At 32.9% G+C, this 22,709-nt stretch carries 25 protein-coding genes; 13 read left to right on the forward strand and 12 right to left on the reverse strand.

The window, feature by feature from the left end; genetic code table 11:
* Window positions 1–14: 14 nt before the first annotated feature.
* On the reverse strand, window positions 15–1,415 hold the full coding sequence (locus FPG59_RS01800) for a DUF4403 family protein (protein WP_086452906.1): 1,401 nt from the start codon (window positions 1,413–1,415) through the stop codon (window positions 15–17).
* A 188-nt stretch (window positions 1,416–1,603) separates the two neighbouring features.
* Here FPG59_RS01800 and FPG59_RS01805 point away from each other — a divergent pair, with 188 nt between their 5' ends.
* The 3 genes from FPG59_RS01805 to tsaB all read left to right on the forward strand — a co-directional run bounded on the left by FPG59_RS01805 (window position 1,604) and on the right by tsaB (window position 5,102).
* Window positions 1,604–3,037 carry a TolC family protein gene (locus tag FPG59_RS01805; RefSeq protein ID WP_086452907.1) on the forward strand — a complete coding sequence of 478 codons (1,434 nt, stop codon included), beginning with the start codon at window positions 1,604–1,606 and terminating at the stop codon, window positions 3,035–3,037.
* Between the two features lie 5 nt (window positions 3,038–3,042).
* Window positions 3,043–4,350 carry an efflux RND transporter periplasmic adaptor subunit gene (locus tag FPG59_RS01810; protein WP_086452908.1) on the forward strand — a complete coding sequence of 436 codons (1,308 nt, stop codon included), beginning with the start codon at window positions 3,043–3,045 and terminating at the stop codon, window positions 4,348–4,350.
* 80 nt (window positions 4,351–4,430) lie between these two features.
* Window positions 4,431–5,102: a tRNA (adenosine(37)-N6)-threonylcarbamoyltransferase complex dimerization subunit type 1 TsaB gene (tsaB, locus tag FPG59_RS01815; RefSeq protein WP_086452909.1), complete on the forward strand. Its 672-nt coding sequence runs from the start codon at window positions 4,431–4,433 to the stop codon at window positions 5,100–5,102.
* Between the two features lie 10 nt (window positions 5,103–5,112).
* Here the strand turns inward: tsaB and FPG59_RS01820 are convergent, their stop codons facing one another.
* The 3 genes from FPG59_RS01820 to FPG59_RS01830 all read right to left on the reverse strand — a co-directional run bounded on the left by FPG59_RS01820 (window position 5,113) and on the right by FPG59_RS01830 (window position 7,774).
* Window positions 5,113–5,955: a mechanosensitive ion channel family protein gene (locus tag FPG59_RS01820; protein WP_086452910.1), complete on the reverse strand. Its 843-nt coding sequence runs from the start codon at window positions 5,953–5,955 to the stop codon at window positions 5,113–5,115.
* Between the two features lie 81 nt (window positions 5,956–6,036).
* Complete coding sequence (locus FPG59_RS01825) at window positions 6,037–6,555, reverse strand: hypothetical protein (protein WP_086452911.1); 519 nt, start codon at window positions 6,553–6,555, stop codon at window positions 6,037–6,039.
* A 319-nt stretch (window positions 6,556–6,874) separates the two neighbouring features.
* Window positions 6,875–7,774, reverse strand: coding sequence for a NifU family protein (locus tag FPG59_RS01830; RefSeq protein ID WP_086452912.1), 900 nt, complete (start codon window positions 7,772–7,774; stop codon window positions 6,875–6,877).
* Between the two features lie 163 nt (window positions 7,775–7,937).
* Here FPG59_RS01830 and FPG59_RS01835 point away from each other — a divergent pair, with 163 nt between their 5' ends.
* Both FPG59_RS01835 and FPG59_RS01840 read left to right on the forward strand, forming a co-directional pair.
* The gene (locus FPG59_RS01835) at window positions 7,938–8,933 is read left to right on the forward strand and encodes a type IX secretion system membrane protein PorP/SprF (protein WP_086452913.1); all 996 of its coding nucleotides are present in this window, start codon (window positions 7,938–7,940) and stop codon (window positions 8,931–8,933) included.
* A gap of 6 nt (window positions 8,934–8,939) precedes the next feature.
* On the forward strand, window positions 8,940–9,455 hold the full coding sequence (locus tag FPG59_RS01840) for a gamma carbonic anhydrase family protein (RefSeq protein ID WP_086452914.1): 516 nt from the start codon (window positions 8,940–8,942) through the stop codon (window positions 9,453–9,455).
* 6 nt (window positions 9,456–9,461) lie between these two features.
* Here the strand turns inward: FPG59_RS01840 and murI are convergent, their stop codons facing one another.
* The 8 genes from murI to FPG59_RS01880 all read right to left on the reverse strand — a co-directional run bounded on the left by murI (window position 9,462) and on the right by FPG59_RS01880 (window position 17,759).
* Window positions 9,462–10,241, reverse strand: coding sequence for a glutamate racemase (gene murI / locus FPG59_RS01845; protein ID WP_086452915.1), 780 nt, complete (start codon window positions 10,239–10,241; stop codon window positions 9,462–9,464).
* Between the two features lie 109 nt (window positions 10,242–10,350).
* The gene (locus FPG59_RS01850; protein ID WP_086452916.1) at window positions 10,351–10,851 is read right to left on the reverse strand and encodes an OmpH family outer membrane protein; all 501 of its coding nucleotides are present in this window, start codon (window positions 10,849–10,851) and stop codon (window positions 10,351–10,353) included.
* 21 nt (window positions 10,852–10,872) lie between these two features.
* Window positions 10,873–11,868, reverse strand: coding sequence for an OmpH family outer membrane protein (locus FPG59_RS01855; protein ID WP_086452917.1), 996 nt, complete (start codon window positions 11,866–11,868; stop codon window positions 10,873–10,875).
* 33 nt (window positions 11,869–11,901) lie between these two features.
* A complete protein-coding gene (locus tag FPG59_RS01860; protein WP_086452918.1) occupies window positions 11,902–14,631 on the reverse strand; it encodes an outer membrane protein assembly factor in 2,730 nt (909 codons plus the stop codon).
* Window positions 14,564–15,304, reverse strand: coding sequence for an isoprenyl transferase (locus FPG59_RS01865; protein ID WP_086452919.1), 741 nt, complete (start codon window positions 15,302–15,304; stop codon window positions 14,564–14,566). The genes FPG59_RS01860 and FPG59_RS01865 overlap by 68 nt, the downstream gene beginning before the upstream one ends.
* Window positions 15,305–15,306: 2 nt before the next feature.
* On the reverse strand, window positions 15,307–15,981 hold the full coding sequence (locus tag FPG59_RS01870; protein ID WP_086452920.1) for a DUF6089 family protein: 675 nt from the start codon (window positions 15,979–15,981) through the stop codon (window positions 15,307–15,309).
* A gap of 170 nt (window positions 15,982–16,151) precedes the next feature.
* Window positions 16,152–17,036 carry an NAD kinase gene (locus FPG59_RS01875; protein WP_086452921.1) on the reverse strand — a complete coding sequence of 295 codons (885 nt, stop codon included), beginning with the start codon at window positions 17,034–17,036 and terminating at the stop codon, window positions 16,152–16,154.
* A 63-nt stretch (window positions 17,037–17,099) separates the two neighbouring features.
* A complete protein-coding gene (locus tag FPG59_RS01880) occupies window positions 17,100–17,759 on the reverse strand; it encodes a CBS domain-containing protein (RefSeq protein ID WP_086452922.1) in 660 nt (219 codons plus the stop codon).
* Between the two features lie 115 nt (window positions 17,760–17,874).
* On the opposite strand from FPG59_RS01880, the gene FPG59_RS01885 reads away from it, so the two are divergent.
* From FPG59_RS01885 to FPG59_RS01920, 8 genes are all read left to right on the forward strand, one after another.
* Window positions 17,875–18,588, forward strand: a complete 714-nt coding sequence (locus tag FPG59_RS01885; protein WP_086452923.1) for a pyridoxine 5'-phosphate synthase — start codon at window positions 17,875–17,877, stop codon at window positions 18,586–18,588.
* 35 nt (window positions 18,589–18,623) lie between these two features.
* Complete coding sequence (locus FPG59_RS01890; RefSeq protein WP_086452924.1) at window positions 18,624–19,382, forward strand: alpha/beta fold hydrolase; 759 nt, start codon at window positions 18,624–18,626, stop codon at window positions 19,380–19,382.
* Window positions 19,383–19,435: 53 nt separating this feature from the next.
* Window positions 19,436–19,780, forward strand: a complete 345-nt coding sequence (locus FPG59_RS01895) for a phage holin family protein (protein ID WP_086452925.1) — start codon at window positions 19,436–19,438, stop codon at window positions 19,778–19,780.
* An 85-nt stretch (window positions 19,781–19,865) separates the two neighbouring features.
* A complete protein-coding gene (locus FPG59_RS01900; protein ID WP_086452926.1) occupies window positions 19,866–20,237 on the forward strand; it encodes a hypothetical protein in 372 nt (123 codons plus the stop codon).
* A 146-nt stretch (window positions 20,238–20,383) separates the two neighbouring features.
* On the forward strand, window positions 20,384–20,737 hold the full coding sequence (locus tag FPG59_RS01905; protein ID WP_086452927.1) for a heavy-metal-associated domain-containing protein: 354 nt from the start codon (window positions 20,384–20,386) through the stop codon (window positions 20,735–20,737).
* Window positions 20,738–20,816: 79 nt separating this feature from the next.
* A complete protein-coding gene (locus FPG59_RS01910) occupies window positions 20,817–21,287 on the forward strand; it encodes a TlpA disulfide reductase family protein (protein ID WP_086452928.1) in 471 nt (156 codons plus the stop codon).
* A 4-nt stretch (window positions 21,288–21,291) separates the two neighbouring features.
* The gene (locus FPG59_RS01915; protein ID WP_086452929.1) at window positions 21,292–21,798 is read left to right on the forward strand and encodes a heavy-metal-associated domain-containing protein; all 507 of its coding nucleotides are present in this window, start codon (window positions 21,292–21,294) and stop codon (window positions 21,796–21,798) included.
* Complete coding sequence (locus tag FPG59_RS01920) at window positions 21,795–22,604, forward strand: hypothetical protein (protein WP_254906628.1); 810 nt, start codon at window positions 21,795–21,797, stop codon at window positions 22,602–22,604. Before FPG59_RS01915 ends, FPG59_RS01920 begins: the two co-directional genes overlap by 4 nt.
* The last annotated feature ends 105 nt before the right edge of the window (window positions 22,605–22,709 follow it).

A 22,709-nucleotide genomic window follows, 5' to 3' on the forward strand; every position in this document is an offset into this window, starting at 1 on the left:
GTATCTATCAATGTTTATTTCAAACCATTGATAGATACATTAATTTTACCTTTTACTTTTATAAATGCTATTATGGCTTGATTTGTTAGTTGGATTTTTTGAAACTCAATGTTCTCCATTTTTCCATTTACAAATACGTCTTGCATAGGAGAGTAATTCTTTAAATACGTTTGCATACTTTTTTGACCTTCGTCAAGGTTTGGTTGAATAGAATACCTGCAACTTTGTTTTATTTTTTTTAGGATTAATGATTGAGCAAGCCAGTTTGCGGTTCGCATTAATTTGTTTTTTGTGTCCAAGGCATAGTCAAGATCTTCAAAATAAACTTCTTTGGTTTTGTCATTATATTGTGGTAAGCCAGATAGATACAACGTGCCATTCACACTGCCCAAAACATCTAATGCAATAATCATTTTTCCTTTTTTGTGCCAAATGTCCACGTTTTGAACTTGAATTTTTTTGGACCCCGATCCAAATTCTTGCCCTTTAAAATTTTTAGTCATTATTTTAGACGCTTCTTGATAGGAGGAGATGGCAATAATATTGGCATTAATGTCATTAGGGATCTTAGTAACTGGTTTTAATGATATCTTAGAGGCATTAAACTTTGATTCGGGTTGTTTTCCTATAAAAGTTTCCATGTTGCATTTCATGCCCATTTCAATAAGGAATGCGTCATTTTTTAAGCTTGCTGTAGTGGTGTAAATCTCTTGAGGAACGATGCGTAACCAACTTTCGTATGTATCATTCATTAAAAACGGAGTAGTTATTTTTTCTAATGCGCTTAAAACGTTTGGTTTAAAATCCATTGATTTGCTTATGGATTCATCTATTTTACGTTCTATTTTTGATTTAAATAACTTAATTCCGGGATTGATTAAGTAGGTTACTGGTACGTTTTTACCAAAGACAACCATGGTTGGGCTTTCGTTCCAGTCAAGGGATTTTAATTCGGTTTTAGTATTAAGAATCCAGTTTGTCAGTGTGACTTCGCTTGAAAGTGTGACAATCCCGTTTAAATTAAATTCTCTGGTGTCATATAATTCAACCCCCATTTTTTTGGTGCCAATCCTATATTTAATGATAGCTTTTAAAGGCAAAACAGTTTTTATTTTCCCCCCTGCTTCTGATGTGATTGTTATTGGGGCTTGTTTCCAAACTTTCATTTCAATATCATCATCCTCAATGGCACTGTCTTCATAAATAAGACCAGTCAACACTTGATTAGTTTGATTCTCGATATCTTTTAATTTTACCGATATAGGTAGATTGATAAAGGATGGAAGATTTTCATAAACCAATGGCACAGCATCATCTGGTTCTGGTTTTAAAGCGTTTATTTTATTTGTTGTGGCGCAGGATTCACACAAAATTACAGCTACAAAAACGAAAATGATTCGAGAGAATGCGTACATTTAATTAATTTTAGAAAACAAAATTAGTAAAACAATTCTTTTTTTATGATTTTTTGTAACAAATGGTACGATCGAAAGTCTTATTGTTTAATTATTGAATTTCAGATTGTAAAATTTATGATTTTGAAGACCATAATTAAGCTAAGTTAAATGTGTGTGACTTTATGTTGTGCAATTATTTAAAATATATGAAAAAAAAGAGTTTCTTTAGTTTATTCATTGTTCTTGTAGGATTGTCTGTAAATGGACAAACCAAAAAATGGACCTTGCAAGAATGTGTGAACTACGCCATTCAAAACAACATCTCTATTAAGCAATCTGCTCTTGATACTAAAACGGCATTGATTGATAAAAGAGGTGCTATTGGTAATTTTTTACCTTCATTGAATGCCAGTACTTCCCACTCTTGGAACATTGGTTTAAACCAGGATATTACAACTGGTTTATTACAAAATCAAACTACTCAATTTACTTCGGCTGGGGCAAATGTAGGAATTGACATTTACAAGGGTTTGCAAAATCAAAATACCTTACGTAGGTCTAATTTATCGCTAGTTGCAGCCAAGTATCAGTTGCTAAAAATGCAAGAAGATGTTGCCTTAAACGTAGCGAATGCCTTTTTACAAGTACTTTTTAATAAAGAAAACTTAAAAGTACAAAAGCAACAGCTTGACATTAATGAAAAACAGTATGTACGTTCAGAAGAGTTAGTAAATGCAGGCTCTATACCAAGAGGTGATTTATTAGATATTAAAGCTACTATAGCAACTAATAATCAAAATATAATTGCTGCCGAGAATGCTTTGCTAATTTCTAAATTGAGTTTATCACAATTGTTACAGCTTAAGGAGTTTGAAAATTTTGATGTAGCAGACGATACTGATGTAAAGGATGAAAACAATATCATGATGCAAAATCCTAATGCCATTTATAACAAAGCATTAGAAGGAAGAACAGAATTGAAAATTGCTAAAACTAATTTAGAAATTGCTGAAAAAGATGTTGCCATTGCAAGAGGTGCTTATCAACCTACTATTCAAGGTTTTTATAGTTTTAATTCTAGGGTAGCCTATAGTGATAGAGTAGTAGGAGTAACACAAAACACTGCCAATCCTACCTCACAAATAGGTTTTGTAGAGGGTACAAATCAAAATGTTTTGGCTCCAAATTTTTCACGAGTTTTAGGGAAACCGGCTCCATTTTTCGATCAGTTTAATGATAATAAAGGACACTCTTTTGGAGTGCAACTCTCAATACCAATATTTAATGGATTCTCAGTTAGAAACAATGTAGAGCGTTCAAGAGTGAATCTAGAGCGATCAAAAATTGCAGTAGAACAGCAAGACTTAGATTTACAAAGAAATGTTTACACGGCATTTGCTGATGCTAAAGGAGCTTTAAAATCATACGAATCGGCTGTAATTGCTGTTGAGGCAAGACAAAATGCTGTTGATTTTGCAAAGGAGCGTTTTAATGTGGGGCTAATGAACTCATTCGATTACAATCAAGCCCAAACATTGCTTACTAATGCGCAATCTGAAGTATTGAGAACCAAATACGATTATATCTTTAAAATTAAAATATTAGAATTCTATTTTGGAATTCCTCTTATCAAAAACTAATTATTATGTCAAAAAAAACAGTTTATATCCTAATAGGTGGTGCAGTAGTAATTATTGCGGGTTTAATTGCTCTTTCTAAATCTGGGGTTATAGGTAAAAAAGATGTAGGTACGGAGGTAGAAACCGCACAAGTAATTCCATCTACAATAATTGAAACGGTATCTGCTACCGGAAAAATACAGCCTGAAATTGAAGTTAAAATTTCTTCTGAAGTTTCGGGAGAAATCATCGCCTTAAATGTAAAAGAAGGGCAAGTAGTGAAAAAAGGAGATTTACTAGTGAAGATCAATCCAGATTTATACACGTCTGGTTACAACAGATCAGTATCTAACTTATCCGGAACTAAAGCAAGTTTAAGTCAAGCAGATGCTTCTTTTAAAGAATCAAAAGCAAACTACGATAGAAACAAAACATTGTTTGATAAAGGAATCATTTCAAAATCGGATTGGGACAAGGCTATAGCTTCGTTTGAAGTTGCTAAAGCGTCTAAACAGTCAGCTTATTACAACGTTCAAAGCGCTTCTGCAACAGTAAATGAAGCCAAAGATAATCTAGGGCGTACAACTATTTATGCACCTGCTGACGGTACTATTTCTATGTTAAATGTAGAATTAGGAGAGCGTGTTTTAGGAACGCAACAAATGACAGGAACTGAGATTTTGAGAGTAGCCAACTTGAATAATATGGAGGTTGAAGTAGATGTTAATGAAAATGATATTGTAAAAATTAAAGTGGGGGATGAAGCTAATGTAGAAGTTGATGCTTATCTTAAAAAGCAGTTTAAAGGTGTTGTTACAAGCATTTCAAATTCAGCAAGTTCAGCTTTGACAGCAGATCAGGTAACTAATTTTAAAGTTAAAGTAAGAATATTAAAAGAATCTTACGAAGATTTATTAGAAGGAAAACCAAATACCTATTCTCCTTTTAGACCAGGAATGACAGCTACGGTAGATATAATTACTGAAACTAGAAGCAATGTGCTTGCTGTTCCAATTAGTTCAGTTGTAGTAAAATCAGATACTGCTGCCGTAAAGGAAATAAAAGTTGAAGATTTAGATGAGGAATCAAAAGATGCTGCCCCAAAAAGTGACAAGAAATTTGAATGTGTTTTTGTTAAAGTAGGAGATAAAGCAAAAATTAGAATCATAAAAACTGGTATTCAAGACGATACTAATATTGAAATCCTGACTGGCTTGAAAAAAGGAGACGTAATTATTACAGGACCTTATGCCACAGTTACAAAAGAACTAAACTCAGGAGATAAAGTGGCAATTGCTACTGATAAAGATAAAAAGGACAAGGACAAGAAGTAATCATCATACTTACTATTTTGAAATCACAATCATAAAATCTAATTTTGTGATTGTGATTTTTAATTTAAACAAAAACCAAATTGAGTTATATACTAAACATTGAAACCGCTACTAAGAATTGTTCTGTTTCATTAGCAAAAGATGGCGTAACAATCCTTTGTAAAGAAATTGCAGAAGAAGGATATTCTCATGCAGAGCGACTCCATGTTTTTATAGAAGAAATTTTTAAAGAGTCAGGTTATAATCTCAAAGATTTATCTGCCGTTGCAGTTAGTCAAGGTCCAGGTTCTTATACCGGTTTGCGTATAGGCGTATCAGCTGCAAAAGGATTGTGTTTTGCATTAGATATTCCAATAATAGCTATAGATACGCTGGAAACTCTTGCAGCACAAGCTAAAATTAATAAGGGTTTAATTATTCCGATGATTGATGCCCGAAGAATGGAAGTTTACAGTGCTATATTTGACTCTAAACTTGAAAAAAAGCGTGAGGTTCAGGCTCAAATAATAGATGAGAATTCATTTAATGAGCTTCAAGATGATTTGTATTTTGTGGGAGACTGTGCTGTAAAATGCAAGAATGTACTCAATAAAAGCAATCATTTTTTTCTAGAAACTTTAATTTTTCCTTCGGCTAATGAAATGAGTTTTCTTAGTTTTGAAAAATTCAAAATAAACGACATTGTTGATGTCGCTTATTTTGAACCCTATTATTTAAAAGACTTTATGGTAACTACTCCTAAAAAAAAGTAAATTTTGCTTACTAGTTTTTGGTTGCAGTGTTTGATGTGTATGATGATTCTTTAACAAACGGTTGCATAGTAATTCCAGCAATATCAAAGGCTTCTTTGCATCCTTGAAGCGTTTCTGCACATACATTTCCAAAATCCTCATTTGTTGCCCATGGTCTAACAGCAAGTTGAATTGCATTATCTGTTAGTATTTTGACAGCAACTTCGGCTTCTGGTGTTTTTAAAACCTTAGGGTTGTTTTCCAAAACTTGAGTTATGATGTCTTTCGCAATTTTGATATTGGTGTCGTAGGATATTGCAATAGTTAAGTCAGCTCTTCTAATTTTTTCCATAGAATAGTTAATGATATTCCCATTTGATAAAGCGCCGTTAGGAACAAAAATAGTTTGATTGTTACCTGTAATTAATTTGGTTACAAAAATTTGTATTTCACTTACAGTTCCTGTTACACCTTGTGCTTCTATTGTGTCGTTGACACGAAAGGGCTTGAATAGAATAATTAACATTCCGCCAGCAAAATTGGAAAGAGATCCTTGTAATGACAACCCCACCGCAAGTCCCATGGCTCCTAAAATTGCAACAAAAGAGGATGTTTCAATCCCTAATTTAGAGATAAACGAGACAAACAAAATTACTCGTAAAACCCAAAGTAAAATATCAGCTAAAAACCGTGTTAGAGTAGGGTCTAGGTCTCTCTTGACCATTAAGGTCCTAATAAATCGATTGATTAATCGGATGATGTATAATCCAGCAATTAGGATGATAAATGCCGAAATTAATTTTGGGGAATAATCAATTAATACTTGCGCAAAAGTATTGGCGTAGCTAGTGATTTGGTTTGGGTCTAAATTCATATTTGTAAAATAAAAAACCTTCTCAATAGGAGAAGGTTGGATTTGTGGGTCAAAAATACAATTATTTTACTTTTTATTAAATTAATCTGCGTCTTCTTCGATTTTATTTACAACTTCTTTTATTTCTGTTGTAGCAATTTCTTTTCCGTCGTCAGCTAAAGCTACAGTTTTCTCAGCAGTATTTTCAATCGCTTTTTTGGCATCTTCGGTACCGTTAGCAATTGCATCGCTAGTGTGATTCAATTTTTCTTTTACAGTATCCGTAAGGTTTTCTAAAGTTTCTTCGGCTTTATCAGCAAATTCAGCTACCTTTTCTTTTGCTTGTCCAGCAAACTCTTCTGCTTTATCAACAATAGGTGCTGCGTGTACTTTAACTTTATCAATAGTTTCTTCGGCAAAGTTTTCTGCTTTTTCAAGGTAAGGAGCTGCAGCTTCTTTGGCTTGCTCTAGTTTATCTTCAATAAAATCTTCGGCTTTATCTAGGTAAGGTGCAGCATTTGCTTTTGCTTGTTCTAGTGTTGCTTCGGCTTTATTGGCCAATTCAGTCGTGGTTTCTTTGGCAGAGCCAAATAAATTTTTAAAAAAAGAGGTTAGTCCCATGGTATTTTTTATTTGATTAGTCCTACAATGTTAGTGATTTTTTTTCAATTATAGTTTATCCTATTATTAATAATTTATTGAAAATCAGTTGTAAAATGTTTGTTATTTGTCAAAAGTGTTGATTTTACTCGTTTTGTGGGATGTTGATTTTGGGAATAACCAGACCTTTTATTTTAATTGGAATGTAAATTTGAATCGTGCAAGAACTTTCTATTCTATATTAAACACAAAAAAGCGCTTCGATAGAAACGCTTTTTTAAAATAAATAAAGTTTACAATACTCTAGGGTTTAATCAATGCTAAACCAATGTAAAAGCACTTATGCATTAACGGCTTCTACTTTGATACTTTCATCGTTTAGCATACTTTTTAACATGTTTTCGATACCGCTTTTTAAAGTAAATGTTGATGATGGACAGCCGCTACAAGCTCCTTGTAAAATTACTTTTACCAGTTTTTCCTCCTCATTGTAGGAGTCAAAAGCTATATTACCTCCATCAGCCTGAACTGCTGGTTTTACATATTCTTCTAAAATATTAATAATTTGTTGAGAAGTGGTGTCTAAATTATCAAATTCTTGCGCCTTGATAGTTTCGGTTTCAGTAGTGCTTGCAATGTAGCTTTCATCTAGTACAATACCGCCGTTTTCTATATATTGTTTAATGAAACTTCTAAGTTCTAATGTGATTTCTTGCCATTCATTGATATCATATTTTGTAATTGAAATATAATTTTCATCAATAAAAATCTCTTTTACGTAAGGAAATTTAAATAATTCCTTTGCTAGAGGTGAAGCACTAGTTTGATCTATATTTTTAAATTCGACAGCATTTTTGGTCAACATTTTACTAACTACAAATTTTAATGCAGCTGGATTTGGAGTAGTTTCTCCATAAACATTAACAGGTTGCTTTTTTGTAGTAGTTTCACTTTTAGTTACAATTACGCCTCCGTCTATTATAAATTGTTCAATCTGCTCTGCAACTGCGTCCTTGACATCATCCCATTCTACAATGCTAAATCTTTCGATTGCAATAAAATTACCGGAGATATATACGGTTTTTACAAAGGGTAAATAAAATAATTTTTGAGCCAATGGCGAATCTTTTGCTTCGTCGATATTCTTAAACTCAAAATTTTCATTTTGTGTTATAAAATCTTCAAACTCAAATTTTAGTATGGTTGGGTTTTGCGTTTCTTTTATGGTGATTTTGCTCATGATTTTTGAAATTTTTACAAATTTACTAAAGTTATTTTCTATGAATACCTATATTTGATTTTTTAAAGAAGAAATTAACTTTTGTTATCAAGTTTAGGGTTTCAAGGTTTAGTTTTATCCTATAATAGCCATTGAATTCATTTGGTTAATTAAATTATTTTCGATGTATCAAAAACTTACTGTTTTACTTGTTTTTTTCTTTTGCCAAAATACTTTTGCTCAAGAGGGAATTCCTGTTTATTCCGATTATCTATCTGATAATTATTACCTTCTTCATCCTTCTATGGCAGGTGCCGCAAATTGTTCAAAAATAAGACTTACTGCTCGTAAACAATGGTTTGATCAGGAAGATGCTCCTGCTTTACAAACACTCAGTTTTAATGGTAGAATAAGTGATAATGCTGGTGCAGGTATTATTGTTTTTAATGATAAAAATGGATTTCATTCTCAAAAGGGTGTGAAACTTACTTATGCTTATCATTTGATGTTTTCTAGAGATGAAGTAGATCTTAATCAACTGTCTTTTGGTATGAGTGCAGGTTTTATTCAAAGTCAACTAGACCAAACTTCTTTTTTAGAGCCAGGACAAAGTGATCCCTCTGTAGATGGAACTGTGATCCTTAAAGAGGCTTATTTTAATACTGATATTGGTTTGTCTTATAATTATCTTGACTTTTATGCTCATGCTACTGTAAAGAACGCGATCGAATCTAGAAGAGCAATTTATAGTGATTACGAAAGTGACAATCTAAGAAAATATATGATTAGTGCAGGCTATAATTTTGGTAATCCAAAAGGATTGCTTTGGGAACCATCTGTTTTGTATCAACAAGTAGAAGCTACAAATGAAAAAGCAATAGATTTAAATTTGAAAGTTTATAAAAACATTGATTTTGGACGTGTGTGGGGTGGTCTTTCGTACAGACGTAGTTTAGAAGGAGCACAGTTTAATAATAACGGTGTCATTGGAACCCAAAAATTACAATATATTACACCAATTGTAGGGGTGAATGTTAATAAATTTATGTTTGCTTATACCTATTCTCAACTTTCGGGAGCCGTGCAGTTTGATAACGGTGGTTACCATCAAATTACCTTAGGGATTGATTTATTTTGTAAGCCAGCTAAATATTCATGTAATTGTCCAGCCATAAACTAATTTTTTATGATCATAAAATCGGTTCTAGGAAAAACTCCTGCTATACCTGAAGATTGCTATGTTGCAGAAAATGCAACCATTGTAGGCGATGTAAAATTTGGAAAAAATTGTAGTGTTTGGTTTAATGCTGTAATTAGAGGTGATGTAAATTTTATTACTATAGGTGATAAGGTTAATATTCAAGATGGTGCCGTTATTCATTGTACCTATAAAAAGTACCCCACAATTATAGGCAATAATGTTTCTATTGGTCATAATGCTATTGTGCACGGTTGTACCCTACAGGATAACGTTTTAATAGGTATGGGAGCTATAGTTATGGATAATTGTATTGTAGAAAGTAACTCTATTGTAGCTGCAGGGGCTGTGATTACTCAAAACACAGTTGTAACTTCGGGTTCTATTTGGGCTGGAGTTCCTGCAAAAAAAGTTAAAGATATTGATCAGTCTGATTTTGCTGGAGAAATTGAACGTATCTCTAATAATTATGTGATGTATTCAAGCTGGTTCAAAGAAGAGTAACTTACTTTAAAAGTCTTTGCTAATGGCTGTAAAATTATTGCCAATAATTTCTTGAAGCACTTTTGGATTCGTATTCGTGTAAAATATATTTTCAGACCCTGAACTAGAACTAAAACCTACTTTTTCTCGTAGCACGTTTTGAGTTTGTTTGGCTACAGCCTGACCTGAATCTATAATTTGAATGTGATCAGGAAGTATTTTTTTTATTTGCGGAATCAAATAGGGGTAATGACTACATCCCAGCACAAGATAATCAATGTTTTCTCGAATCATTGGTGCAAGATAAGATTCTAGTAAAAGAGTCATTTCTGGGGAGTTTATCTGCCCGTTTTCTATCAATTGAACCAAACCGTGTCCTACTTGTTCAATTATTTTTGTATCCTGATATTTTTCAGTTGTTTTATTAAAGAGTTCGCTATTGAGTGTGCCTTGTGTAGCTAAGATGCCAATTACTTGTGTTTTTGAATGCGTAACAGCAGGTTTTATAGCTGGCTCTATGCCAATGAACGGAATAGTATATTTGGCTCTTAATTCTTGAATGGCATTTGTGGTAGCTGTATTGCAGGCAACTACTATTAATTTACAACCCATATCCAATAAAAAATCAGTGTTTTTTATGCTCAATGTAATAATCTCTGATTTTGATTTTTGACCGTAGGGAGCATTTTTGCTATCGGCAAGGTATATTGTTTTTTCATTTGGAAGTAATTCGTGTATAGCACTCCATATTGAGGTGCCACCTATTCCTGAGTCAAAAATTCCTATCGGCTGATTGTTGTAATCCATAGTAACAAAGTTATGTGCTTAAATTTAATATTGCAATACTGTATTGAAACAAAAAACTGCTCAAACTTTAATAGTAGGAGCAGTTTTTGAAATATTAAGATAGATTTTTTTAGAAACCTAAATCTTTTTTTACATCAGCTGTTATGTTTGGTCCGTCAGCAAGTAATAAAGAAGATCCATCAACGATATATTGAAAACCTTTAGCTTTACCAATTTTTTGGATTGAAGCTCTTACTTTTTCCATAAGTGGTTTCATGATATCTGATTCTTTTTGTTGCAATTCTTTTTGAGCATTGTCTCTGTAATCAACAATTCTTTTTTGCATGTCTTGTACTTCTTTTGAACGTTCACCGTTTATAGCTTCAGTTACTGTAGAAGCTTCTGCTTCGTACTTTTTTAATTTCCCTTGGTATTCTTCTACCATTTTTTTGTACTCAGCATCATATGTACCACTCAATTTATCTAATTGTTTTTGACCATCTAATACTGCTGGCATTTTTGTCATAATCTCACTAACATCAACATGAGCTGTCTTTGCTTGTGCATTAACGGTTTGATTTGCTCCTAACATTAATAGTGCAGCAATTAATAGAGTTTTGATTTGTTTCATCGGTTTTAAAATATTAAGTAATTAATTGTTATTTGTGTTTTTCTTTTGTGATTCCTCTTTTGCTTTTCTTTGAGCTTCTCGATCTTCAAGGATTTTTTTCTTTTTATCCTCTAAAGCTTTCTTGCGCTCTTCAAAAATTTTCTTTTTCTCTTCTGCTGAATTTAATTTTACCTCTTCGGTTTTTTGAGTTGTTTTGCTTGCTTCATTTGTTGCGGTTTTAGTTGCGTCATCTGAAGTTGGTTTTGCTAAAACCGTGCCATTTTTTTTAGCTAATCTTTCCTCTTGAATTCTTTTTTTATTGTCCTCAAATTCTTTCTTCTTTTGCTCTTGCAATGCTTTGCGCTCCTCAAAAGCTTTGTCTCGAGCCGTCTTTTTCTCTTCTAGAACTTTTTTTCTCTCTTGAACAAGTTCGTTTTCAGCATCGGCATCTTCTTTACTTTCCCTTGCCTCAGCATCTTTGAGCTGTTTTTTTGTGAGTTGCTCTCTTTTTTCGGCACGTGTAAGAACTCTTAAAACTTGATCGCTAATATCGAATTTTTTTGCGGCAAATAGCATGGTTAGGTCCGAAGATTTATCAAAAATAAAATCATATTTTAATCGGTCTGCAATATCCTGAACTGCTGTGAAAACTTGGTCTTGAATTGGTTTTATCAGTGTTTCTTTTTGCGCTATTAAATCACCGTTGGGACCAAATCTCTTTTGCTGATACTCTAAATTTTCATTTTCAAGAAACCTGATTTCTGTTTCTCTTTCTTCAATTAGCTCTTTTGTTAATAATGTTTTTTCGGCTTTTAATGCTTCCTTAAGCGTGTTGATTTCATTTCTTTTGGTGTCAATCTCAATTTTCCATTTTTGAGTTCTTTGTTCCAATTGATTTTTTGCCTCAATATAATCGGGTACATTTTGTAAAATATACTCCATATCTATGTACCCAAGTTTTGTTCCTTTGACTTGTGCATTCAATCCGTGGATAACAAATGCAAATACTACAAAAACGACTGTAAAATGTTTTTTCATAATGGTACTATTTTAAGTTGCAAAAAACGATTTTTAGAACTGTTGGCCTATAATGAAATGGGTTTCCCATCCATTTGCTTTTGGTTGTCCTGGAAGTGCATCAAATCCATGTCCAAAATCGATTCCTAATAATCCAAATGCTGGCATGAAAACTCGCAATCCAACACCCGCTGATCTGTTTAAAGAAAATGGGTTAAAGGATTTAAAATCTTTGTATGCTGAACCCGCCTCTAAAAATCCAAGTGCATATATAGATGCTGATTGTTTTAATGTGATAGGGTAACGCAATTCCATTGAAAACTTGTTAAATACAGTTCCACCAATTTGATCTCCTCTTTCATTTGTAGGAGTAAGAGAGTTGTTAGGGTAACCACGCAATTGAATGTTTTCACGTCCATCCATTGCAAAGTTTGCTAATCCGTCCCCACCTAAATAATATCTTTCAAATGGAACTGCTCCACGATCTTGATTGTAACTTCCTAAGAATCCAAACTCTGTTAATAAACGCATTACTAATTTACCATAAATTTTGGTATATGTATCAGCTTTGAATTTTACTTTGTAGTATTCTAACCAGTTGAATCTTTTTTGGTCTACTTTACTTGCATCTGCTGCAGCCAAATTAAAATCAGTTACTTTATTACCATTAGCATCTATGTAATCTCCAATGTTTACAATGTTTCCATTAGCATCTGGTATATTTTGTCTGTTTTCAGTATTCTTTAATTTATACTCTTCTTGATTACCAAGGTTAGCATAATCTACTCCATTGAACAACGAATAAGGAGGTGTCAGTTTTGCCGAAAGGCTAACCTCTGATCCGTATGTTGGGAAAATAGGGTTTACACCTTTACTGTTTCTTGTAAGTCCTATAGTATAGGACAAGTTTCTTGAAGTTCCGTTACCAAAAGTAAACAAACCGGTGTTGTAGTTGTTTAATGAATAGTGCTGGTAGCTTATAGATTGAGATAATACAAAGAAATCATCTGGCACAGTAAGTCTTTTTGCAAGACCTACAGATAAGGTTAGGATGTCAAAACTTCTTGTTTTATCCGCTCTTTGTGTAACAAAATTGTTCAAAAATTGTTTACTGTAGGATAGTGATGAACTAAAAGACACTGGTTTCTTACCACCAAACCATGGCTCAGAAAAAGACATACTGTATGTTTGAAAAAAGGTACTAGCTTGCAAACGCAATGAAACTTTTTGTCCATCTCCCATAGGTAATGGCTTGTATGCTTCTTTTTTAAACATATTTCGAGCAGAAAAATTATTGAATGATAGTCCAAGTGTACCTATGAAACCTCCACCACCATAACCACCTTGAAGTTCAATTTGGCTTGATCCTTTCTCTACAAGATTGTATTCAATATCTACGGTTCCTGCTCCTGAATCTACATTTCTAAATTTCGGGTCAATAGCCTCAGGGTCAAAGAATCCTAATTGTCCAATTTCTCGAACCGTACGTACTAATTCGTCTTTACTGTATTTTTCCCCTGGTTTGGTTCTTAATTCACGGTAAATTACTCTATCATTAGTTTTGTCATTTCCAACTACCGTAATTTTGTTGAAATAAGCGATAGGTCCTTCGGTGATTCTAATCTCAAAATCAATGGTATCGTTTGCCGTTTTAACTTCAACAGCATTTACATTCGAAAATAAATAACCATTATTTTGATATAAGTTTGTTAAGTCTTCAGCATCTGGTTTAGACTTGTCAGCAATTCTTTTTTCTAGTAAAACACCGTTATAAGTATCTCCTTTTTTAATTCCTAAAACTCTACCTAAACCTTGATCGGTATAGATTGTATTTCCAAGGAATTTAATGTTTCCAAAGTAATATTTATTACCTTCTTCAACATTGATTTTTATATTTAAGAGGTTTTTTTCTTTATTGTACACCACAGAGTCAGATACGATTCTAGCATCTCTAAATCCTTTTTCTTTATAAGAGGCAATTACTTTTTCTAGATCGGCTTTGTATTTGTCTTTAATGTATTTTGATGGTTTAAGAATACGTGTAACTTTCTTCTTCTTAGTGTCTTTCATTGCACTTTGTAGTTTTTTATCACTTATCTTAGTGTTTCCTACAAAATCAATATTTTCTATTTTCACCTTGTCGCCTTTATCAATGTTTACAAGCATATTCACTTGATTGATAGTTGCGGTATCTTTTATGGTGTTGATGTTAACTTTAGTGTTATAAAAACCATCTTTCTTATATTTGTTTTCAATATAATTTTTAGTGGTTGTTATCAAGTTTTCATTAACAACTTTCCCTTTTGTAAGAGAGTTATCTTTGATCAGTTCTTCCACTTTAGCTTTTTTAACACCTACAATTTTTACTTCACCTAGTTTAGGTAACTCAACAATGTTTAAATCGAGGTATATACTATCGTTTTGAATTCTATTTACATAAAAAGAGATTTCATCAAATAAGCCAAGTTTACCTAGTTTTTTTATAGCAGTACTCACTTCTTCTCCAGGAATTGTGATTTCTTGGCCTTTTTGTAATCCTGTAAAAGTAACTACAGTTTGGCTGTTAAAACTAATATCGCCTACAACGGTAACATCAGCTAATATGTATTTTTTTCCTTGATCAAAAGGGACTCTTTCTTGCGCTTTTACTTGTGTAAAACACCCGAAAATCAATACGCTAAGGGCTAATTGTATGCTTTTTTTTAACACTAAAAAATTATTTAATTTGTTCACTTGTTTTTCCAAATCTGCGTTCTCTTTTTTGATAACTAATGATAGCCTCATATAAATCTTGTTCTTTAAAGTCTGGCCACAATATATCAGTAAAATATAATTCTGCATAGGCTATTTGCCACAACAAAAAATTACTTATCCTATGTTCTCCACTTGTTCGTATTAATAAATCTACCTCTGGTAAATTTTGCGTGTAAAGATGCTCATTAATAATGGAATCGTCAATATTGTCTATTGAAATTATATTATTTTTAACTTTACTACAGATGTTTTTAACAGCCGACACGAGTTCTTCTCTTGAACCATAGCTTAACGCCAAAGTCAAAGTCATTTGCGTATTGTTTTTGGTCTTTTCAATAACGTCAAGTAATTCTTTTTGAGCTGTTTTAGGGAGTTTTTCTAAGTTGCCTATTGCGTTAAGCTTAATGTTGTTTTTTTGCAATGTGGTCAACTCTTTTTTTAAGGAATTTATAAGAACCTTCATTAAGGTTTCTACCTCAAGCTTAGGTCTATTCCAGTTTTCAGTAGAGAATGCGTATAATGTTAGGCACTCAATGCCTAATTTAGCCGTAGCTTCAATAATAACTTTTACTGATTTAGTCCCGCTTTCGTGACCAAAAGCGCGTAAAAATCCTTGTTGTTTTGCCCAGCGCCCATTACCATCCATAATAATGGCTAGGTGTTTGGGTAATCTAGTGGTGTCTATATTTTCTAATAAATTCATTTTTATTCAGTGCAATAACACGGTTTTTGTCCAAAAGTGTATGTAAGGCTTACTCCTGTAAAAACATACCAATCGTTATTATTTATATTCCCAAAATTTTGATTAAAACTACCGTCAATATTATCACTAAAGGTGTATCGAGCACCTGTTTCTAAAGCTAATATGAAATGTGGTGTAATGTTTGATTTAACTCCTATTATCATTGGTATTGTAACAGAATTTTTTCTTTCTGTTCTTCCATTTACTTTTAATCCAGTCTTGCTGTTGTTTAAGTTATAATCAGCAAAGATATAATTAATACCGGATGCCACATACGGAGTAATTTTAGTCGATGATTCATGAAGATTAAAGTCGAAAAAATTGAACTCTAGACCTAATGATATTTCTTTAATACTTGTTTTAAAATCATAACCTCTATTAGTTCTGCCTCCTTCTTTAGAATCTTGGTCTCTAGCAGTAAGGTGAGATTGGTTGTATGAAAACCTGTAAGAATGTCTCGGACTTTTATTCCATTTGTATAAAAAACCAAAAGCAGTTTCATTTGGTGCAATATAATTAGTTGTTCCTACATCACCTATGTAATTGCTGCCGCCCATAAAAATACCAACCTCATGTATTTGAGATTGTACTTCAGTAAAGGAAATAATAGATAATAATAAATAAAAGATCTTCTTCATTAACTCAAAAATTGCGTGCAAATATAATAATTATCAATTCGATACAATGCCCAATCTGTTAAATGTGTATTTTTTTAATAATTCACATAGTAACGTTCTTTAAACAAGGCGTTTGTTTCTTTTAAACGTAAAAAACTGATAAAATCGTATAGCCTTTTAAGTAAAATGATTTAATTACGCTTGTCTTGACCCCAAAGTAATTTGTTACGAAGTGTTTTTAGGAAAGTTTCTTCGGGAATTTCAACCATATTAATTTGAAATGGTGTTTTATTTAAAGTTAATATCGATTCGTTTTTTATAGAGGTGACTCTTGAATCTAATGAAACCAAATAATTTTCTTCTCTACCAGATACTTTTAGCCTTATCTCTGTTTCGTCTGGTACAACAAGTGGTCTTGCTGTAAGGTTGTGTGGTGCAATTGGTGTAATAACAAGGCTTTTTACATCAGGAGTTAATATTGGTCCGCCACAACTTAATGAATATCCAGTTGATCCTGTTGGGGTTGATATAATGAGTCCGTCTGCCCAATATGAATTTAAAAACTCTCCGTTTAGATACGTGTCAATAGTGATCATAGAAGTAGTATCTTTTCTGCTCACTGTTATTTCATTCATTGCAAAATTAATTTCCTCTATGGCCTCGTTTGTGGGTGTGCAGGTTAATGTTAATAGAGTTCTTTTTGAAATGGTATATTTTTTGTCAATTACAAATTGCATAAATGCTGCAATATTTTCCTTTTGTACTGTAGCTAAAAAACCTAGTCTACCTGCATTTATACCTAATATTGGAATGCCAGAGTCTCTCACTAGTGTAGCAGCTCTTAATATGGTGCCATCTCCACCTATGCTTATCAACATATCAAAACTAGTGTCTAATTCAGTGTGCTTGCTAAAGGTATTGTATGTTTTTTCTACAATTTTCTTATCGTTTAATATTTTTAAAAATTGAGCTTCAATAACCATTTCAACCTTTTTTTTATTAAAAAAATCAAAGATATCATTGATAATTGGTTCTGTGCTGTTTTGATAATATTGACCGTAGATAGCAACTTTCATATTTTTTGAATAATCGTTTTATGGAATAATTGGTATAACACTTTTTGAATGTGAAATTTTGCTCTAGATATTAAGGTATTTGTCTAAATAATCAGAGCGCTCTTTTAAGTTGTTGATGTAATTGTCTTCTTGGTGGTCTGATAAAATCTCGTAATTATATCGTCTAAATGTTTGAATGATTTCGTTCATAGCTCCCAAAGAAATTTTTAAAGTAACCACAATGCTATCAACTGCTGCTTCCGAAACGAATAAGCCAAGCAGTTTACCATTATTACTTTCTACAATTTGAGTGATCTGACTCATCGAGTATTCTAAAATTGGTTTTTGAACCACTATGATTCCACCTGGTTCTTTTAAAAATGGGGTTTCATGAAAAAAGCGCATGACATCCTCCATTTCGTAATAACCAACATAGTTATTATTTGGATCTAAAACGGGTACCAAATTAGTATGGTTTTTGGCAAATACTTCTAAAACGTCTAACCAAATAGTCGTTGTTCGTACATAAAAACCTTCGAGAGTAAAACGGTAATCAATGATTTTTTTATCACTGTCAAAGGTCTCGCTATCCTCGGCAGCAATACAGCCCAAGTACACGCCATCTTCTACCACAGGAAAGTGAGAGAACGATATATCACTAAAAAAGTCCTGAACTTCCGCAATAGTTTCTTGGCTGTCAAGGGCTTTATAGTCGTTGTTGATAAATTGGAGTAGGTCTGTCATAAGTTTGCGAGCAATATTTCATGCAAAATAATCAAAAAATAGCAAAATCTCCTAAGTTTTACTTTGTATTTTTGCTTTCAATTAAACACTAGTAAATCAAACTAAACCTGTATTCATGACAAAGTTAAGTGTAAACATCAATAAAATAGCAACTTTACGAAATGCTCGCGGTGGCAATGTGCCTGATTTGTTAAAAGTCGCAACAGATATTCAGCGATTTGGCGGTCAAGGAATCACTATTCACCCAAGGCCTGACGAACGACACATTAGGTACCAAGATGCCCGCGATTTAAAACCGATTGTTTACACCGAGTTTAACATCGAGGGTAACCCGCAGCATAATTTTATCGATTTGGTTTTAGAGTGTCAGCCTACACAAGTAACTCTAGTACCTGATGCCATAGGAGCTATTACTTCTTCGGCTGGCTGGGATACGGTTAAAAATCAAGCCTACTTGACCGAGATGATTCAGGAATTTCAACGCCACAACATTCGAACTTCTATTTTTGTAGATCCAAGACTCGACATGATCGAAGGTGCTAAAAAGACAGGTACTGATCGCATCGAACTATATACCGAAGCTTTTGCTCACCAATACAGTTTGGGTAATACTTCAGCCATTGAACCTTACATCGCTGCAGCCGAATTAGCCAATGAATTGCAGTTGGGTATCAATGCTGGGCATGATTTAAGTCTGGATAACATTCAATTTTTCAAACAAAATATCCCTGGACTTTTAGAAGTTTCTATCGGTCACGCGCTTATTTCTGAGGCTTTGTATCTTGGACTCGAGAATGTTGTTAATATGTATTTGCAAAAGTTGAAGTAAATAAATGTAAATTAGTTTTAAAAAAATAATAGCATATGCTTTTTTCGAAAATAGAAGGTTCAGGGCAACCGCTTTTAATTCTGCATGGATTTTTAGGCATGTCAGACAATTGGAAATCATTGGCAACGCAATTTGCAGCTCATTTTCAAGTTCACACGCTAGATCTTCGCAATCATGGTAGAAGTTTACATTCTAGTGAATTTAGTTATGCAATCATGGCACAAGATGTTTTTGAATATTGTCAAACACATGAGTTGTCCTCTATTTATATCATTGGGCACAGTATGGGTGGCAAAGTAGCTATGACACTGGCTACAACACATCCCGAATTAATAAGTAAGCTAATTGTTGCAGATATAGGGCCAAAATTTTATCCGCAACACCACCAACTTATTTTAGCGGGCTTAAATGCTGTTGATTTTTCTAAGAAACCAACTCGTAGTGATGCTGAGATAATTCTTGAAAAATTTATTCCTGATTTTGGTACCCGACAGTTTTTATTGAAAAACCTATATTGGAAAGAGCCTGGTCAACTGGCTTTTAGATTTAATTTAGCAGCTTTTAATGAAAATTTAGACCAGATAGGACAAGCTTTGCCTGAACATGCACAATTTTCTAAACCTACATTATTCATAAGAGGTGGGAATTCGAATTACATTTTAGATAGTGATTTTAATGATATAAAAAAGCATTTTCCATTAGCAACGATACAAACCATAGCAGAAACAGGGCATTGGCTTCACGCCGAAAATCCAACGGTATTTTATAATGTGGTTGTTTCTTTCTTGATCTAATGTTATAACCATAAAAAAAATAGAATTTTAATTTTAAATAAAACCTTCATTCCATGAATTTACTTCTAAAAATTATCATCACTTCAATAATCGTTTTAGTACTAGCAAACTTTTTACCGGGCGTTTACGTAAATGGATTTACAACAGCTTTAGTTGTTGCGGTGGTTTTAGGATTGCTAAATATTTTTATCAAACCTATTCTTGTTCTTTTAACATTACCTGTTACAGTGCTTACATTAGGATTGTTCTTGTTGATAATTAATGCGCTTATGATTGTTTTATGTTCAAAATTAGTAGATGGATTTAGGATAGATACTTTTCTAACGGCAGTTATTTTTAGTGTATTATTATCAGTTAGTCAATCTATAATGAATGGTTTATTAGGAATTAATAAGTAAAAAATAAATTTTAACACTCATTTAGCAACAAGATGCTGTGTTGTAAATGATTAATAAATACCTTTGTAAAATATAATTGAATACAATGTCAAAAAACCTATATATATTGCTTTTAGTTGTTTTAGGATTCTTTATGAGTCCTACCACAGCTATGGCGTGTAATCAAAAAGGGGAAATGACGTGTTGTGCCAAAAAAAGTACAGCTAAAAAAGAAAAAAAAGACTGTTGTTCAAAAAAACAGTCTTCAAAAAAAGAATCTCATGACGGCTGCAATGGAGCTTGTAAAAGCATTACATGTGGTGGTTCTTTCGTTTATCTAGGAATGACAAACGGAATACAATTAGAATTTAATAATCCTCTGTTTGATTTTTCTACAAAAAAACAGAACTTTTATTATTCCAATATCTTCGTATCTTCAGGATATAAATCCATCTGGCTTCCGCCAAAAATAGCATAATTGTATTGATGACAGCCAAAAGTCTGTCTTGTTAAAAAAGAATTAGCTAAAAAAAATCAAAAATTTGTCGTGTCATTTATTCAACAATACATTTTTATGTACTGCTGGGGTATTTGACGGCATTATATCTCAAAAAATAAATTAAGATGAAAACATTTCATAAAATTATAGTAGTCTTAGTCCTAATACTATCAGTAACAGTAAGCGCACAAAGTACTAATAAAGTAACCAAAACAGTGAAAATTTACGGAAACTGTGGTATGTGCAAAAAAAATATAGAAACGGCTGGTGGCCAAAAAAACGTAGCAAAGGTGCAGTGGGATACTGAGACTAAGATGGCAACCTTAGTATTCAATCCTGCCAAAACAAACCAAGAAGAAATTTTAAAAAGAATTGCAGCAGCAGGATATGACAGCGACAGTCATAAAGCTCCAGATGCAGCTTACGATAGTCTTCACGGATGTTGTCAATACGATCGAGTTGCTAAAAAACAAAAATAAAACAGAATAATTCAATCAAGTGCCTACTTATTAAGTTGTGTTTTGCTCAATAGGTAGGTATCTTTTAAACGTATACAAGATGAAAAATATAATAGTAATACTCAGTATATTTTTTAATTTGGCTTTAGCCAATGCTCAAATTAAAACCGGCGATGCGTTGCCAAATGTTCAATTAAATAACAATACTGACGTTGCAGTAACTCTTGAATCATTTAAGGGTAAGGTAGTTTTGGTTGATTTTTGGGCTTCATGGTGCGGACCATGCAGACAAGCCAATAAAAAATTAGTACCTTTTTATAATGCTCATAAAAATGAAAATTTTGAAATAGTAGGGATATCATTAGACACCAATAAGGCAAAATGGATTGCTGCTATTGAAAAAGATAAATTGGCCTATCCGCAATTGATAGATGCAAATGGATTTGATGCCAAAACGGCATTGCTTTTTGGAGTAGAGGGATTGCCAAGTTCTTATTTGTTTGATGCTTCGGGTACATTGGTAGCTATAAACCCAACAGAGGAAATTATTCTAACCTTTTTAAAAAAATAACAAGATGTTTAGAGATAATTTAAAAGCAGCCATGTCTATTGGCTTATTTCTGCTATGTGGTTTTACCAGTTTGGCGCGAATGCAAAAAGCCGAAATAAAAGCAACAGGATTAACATGTTCTATGTGCTCTAATGCTATAAACAAACAGTTAAAAGCCATGAGTGGTGTAACTACTGTAACCACAGATTTAAATACCAATTCGTTTTTTGTAGCATTTGAAAATAACAATACCATCACGCCTAAAATGTTGAAAGATGCTGTTGAAAAAGCAGGTTTTTTTATTGGTTCTCTTGAGCTGACACTTTCTGCAGCCGATTTAAAAAAGAAGGAATCAAGTTATGTCTTGCTAGATGAATTTGTACCGAATAACACAGCGGATATCAAGGTAAAAGTCTATGACAAGGGATATGTAACACAAAAGGAGTTCAAAAAAATGCAAAAAGAATTTTCTAAGATAGCTACCTACGCCCTAGACAATGAAGAGGATTATCATATAAAAAGCGTTTTATGATGAAGTTATTTAGTGCAGTATTATTGTTGTTTGTAACGAGTATTAATGCTCAAGAACTTTTTGTTGTTACGGATCCTGCAAGTAACGTACCTGCAGGTTCTTTAGGAATTCGTTTAGGACAATCTATTTTTAAGAAACAAATAGAGTCAGGATATAACTACCACATGATGCCTGAGGCTACCTTAGGAATTAATAAAAATGTGATGGTTCGTACAACGCTTTTTGTAAGCAGTAGAGAAAATCAATTAAACACAGAAGGAGCCAGTATTTATGCTAAGTACAGGTTTCTTTCTACAGATGATGTGCAAAGTCATTTTAGGATGGCGGCTTTTGGTCGCTTTAGTTTTAATAATGCCGAAATTCATCAAGAACAGATTGAAATTCAAGGGCAAAATACAGGGTTTGAAACCGGAATAGTAGCCACGCAGCTTATCAAAAAAGTAGCTATTAGCTCTAGTGTTAGTTTTGAAAAAGCATTTGACAATAAACCCAATCACAATTTTCCAGATAACTTAAGTGATAATGCTACTAATTACACCTTATCAATAGGTAGATTGATGTATCCTAAGAAATATACTAATTTCAAGCAGACTAATATCAATACCATGTTTGAATTTTTAGGGCAAACATTGAATAATAATGGAAGATCTTTTCTAGATGTAGTGCCTTCAGTTCAGTTCATAATAAACAGTCAAGCAAGAATTGATGTGGCTTACCGATATGAATTGTATAGTTCTATAATGGGAACCGCTCCTAATGGTTTTTACCTTAACCTGGAGTATAATTTCTTTAATATTTTAAAGTAATGCGTAGGGGCGCAATTCAGTTATTTAATTAGTGAACTGGATTGTGCTTTTGCTTGAATTGTGTTTTTTAATTTCTCTTTTTGAATTGATAGTTAAGTTTAAGAG

Source organism: Flavobacterium sp. FPG59, assembly GCF_002150205.1.
GTDB lineage: Bacteria > Bacteroidota > Bacteroidia > Flavobacteriales > Flavobacteriaceae > Flavobacterium.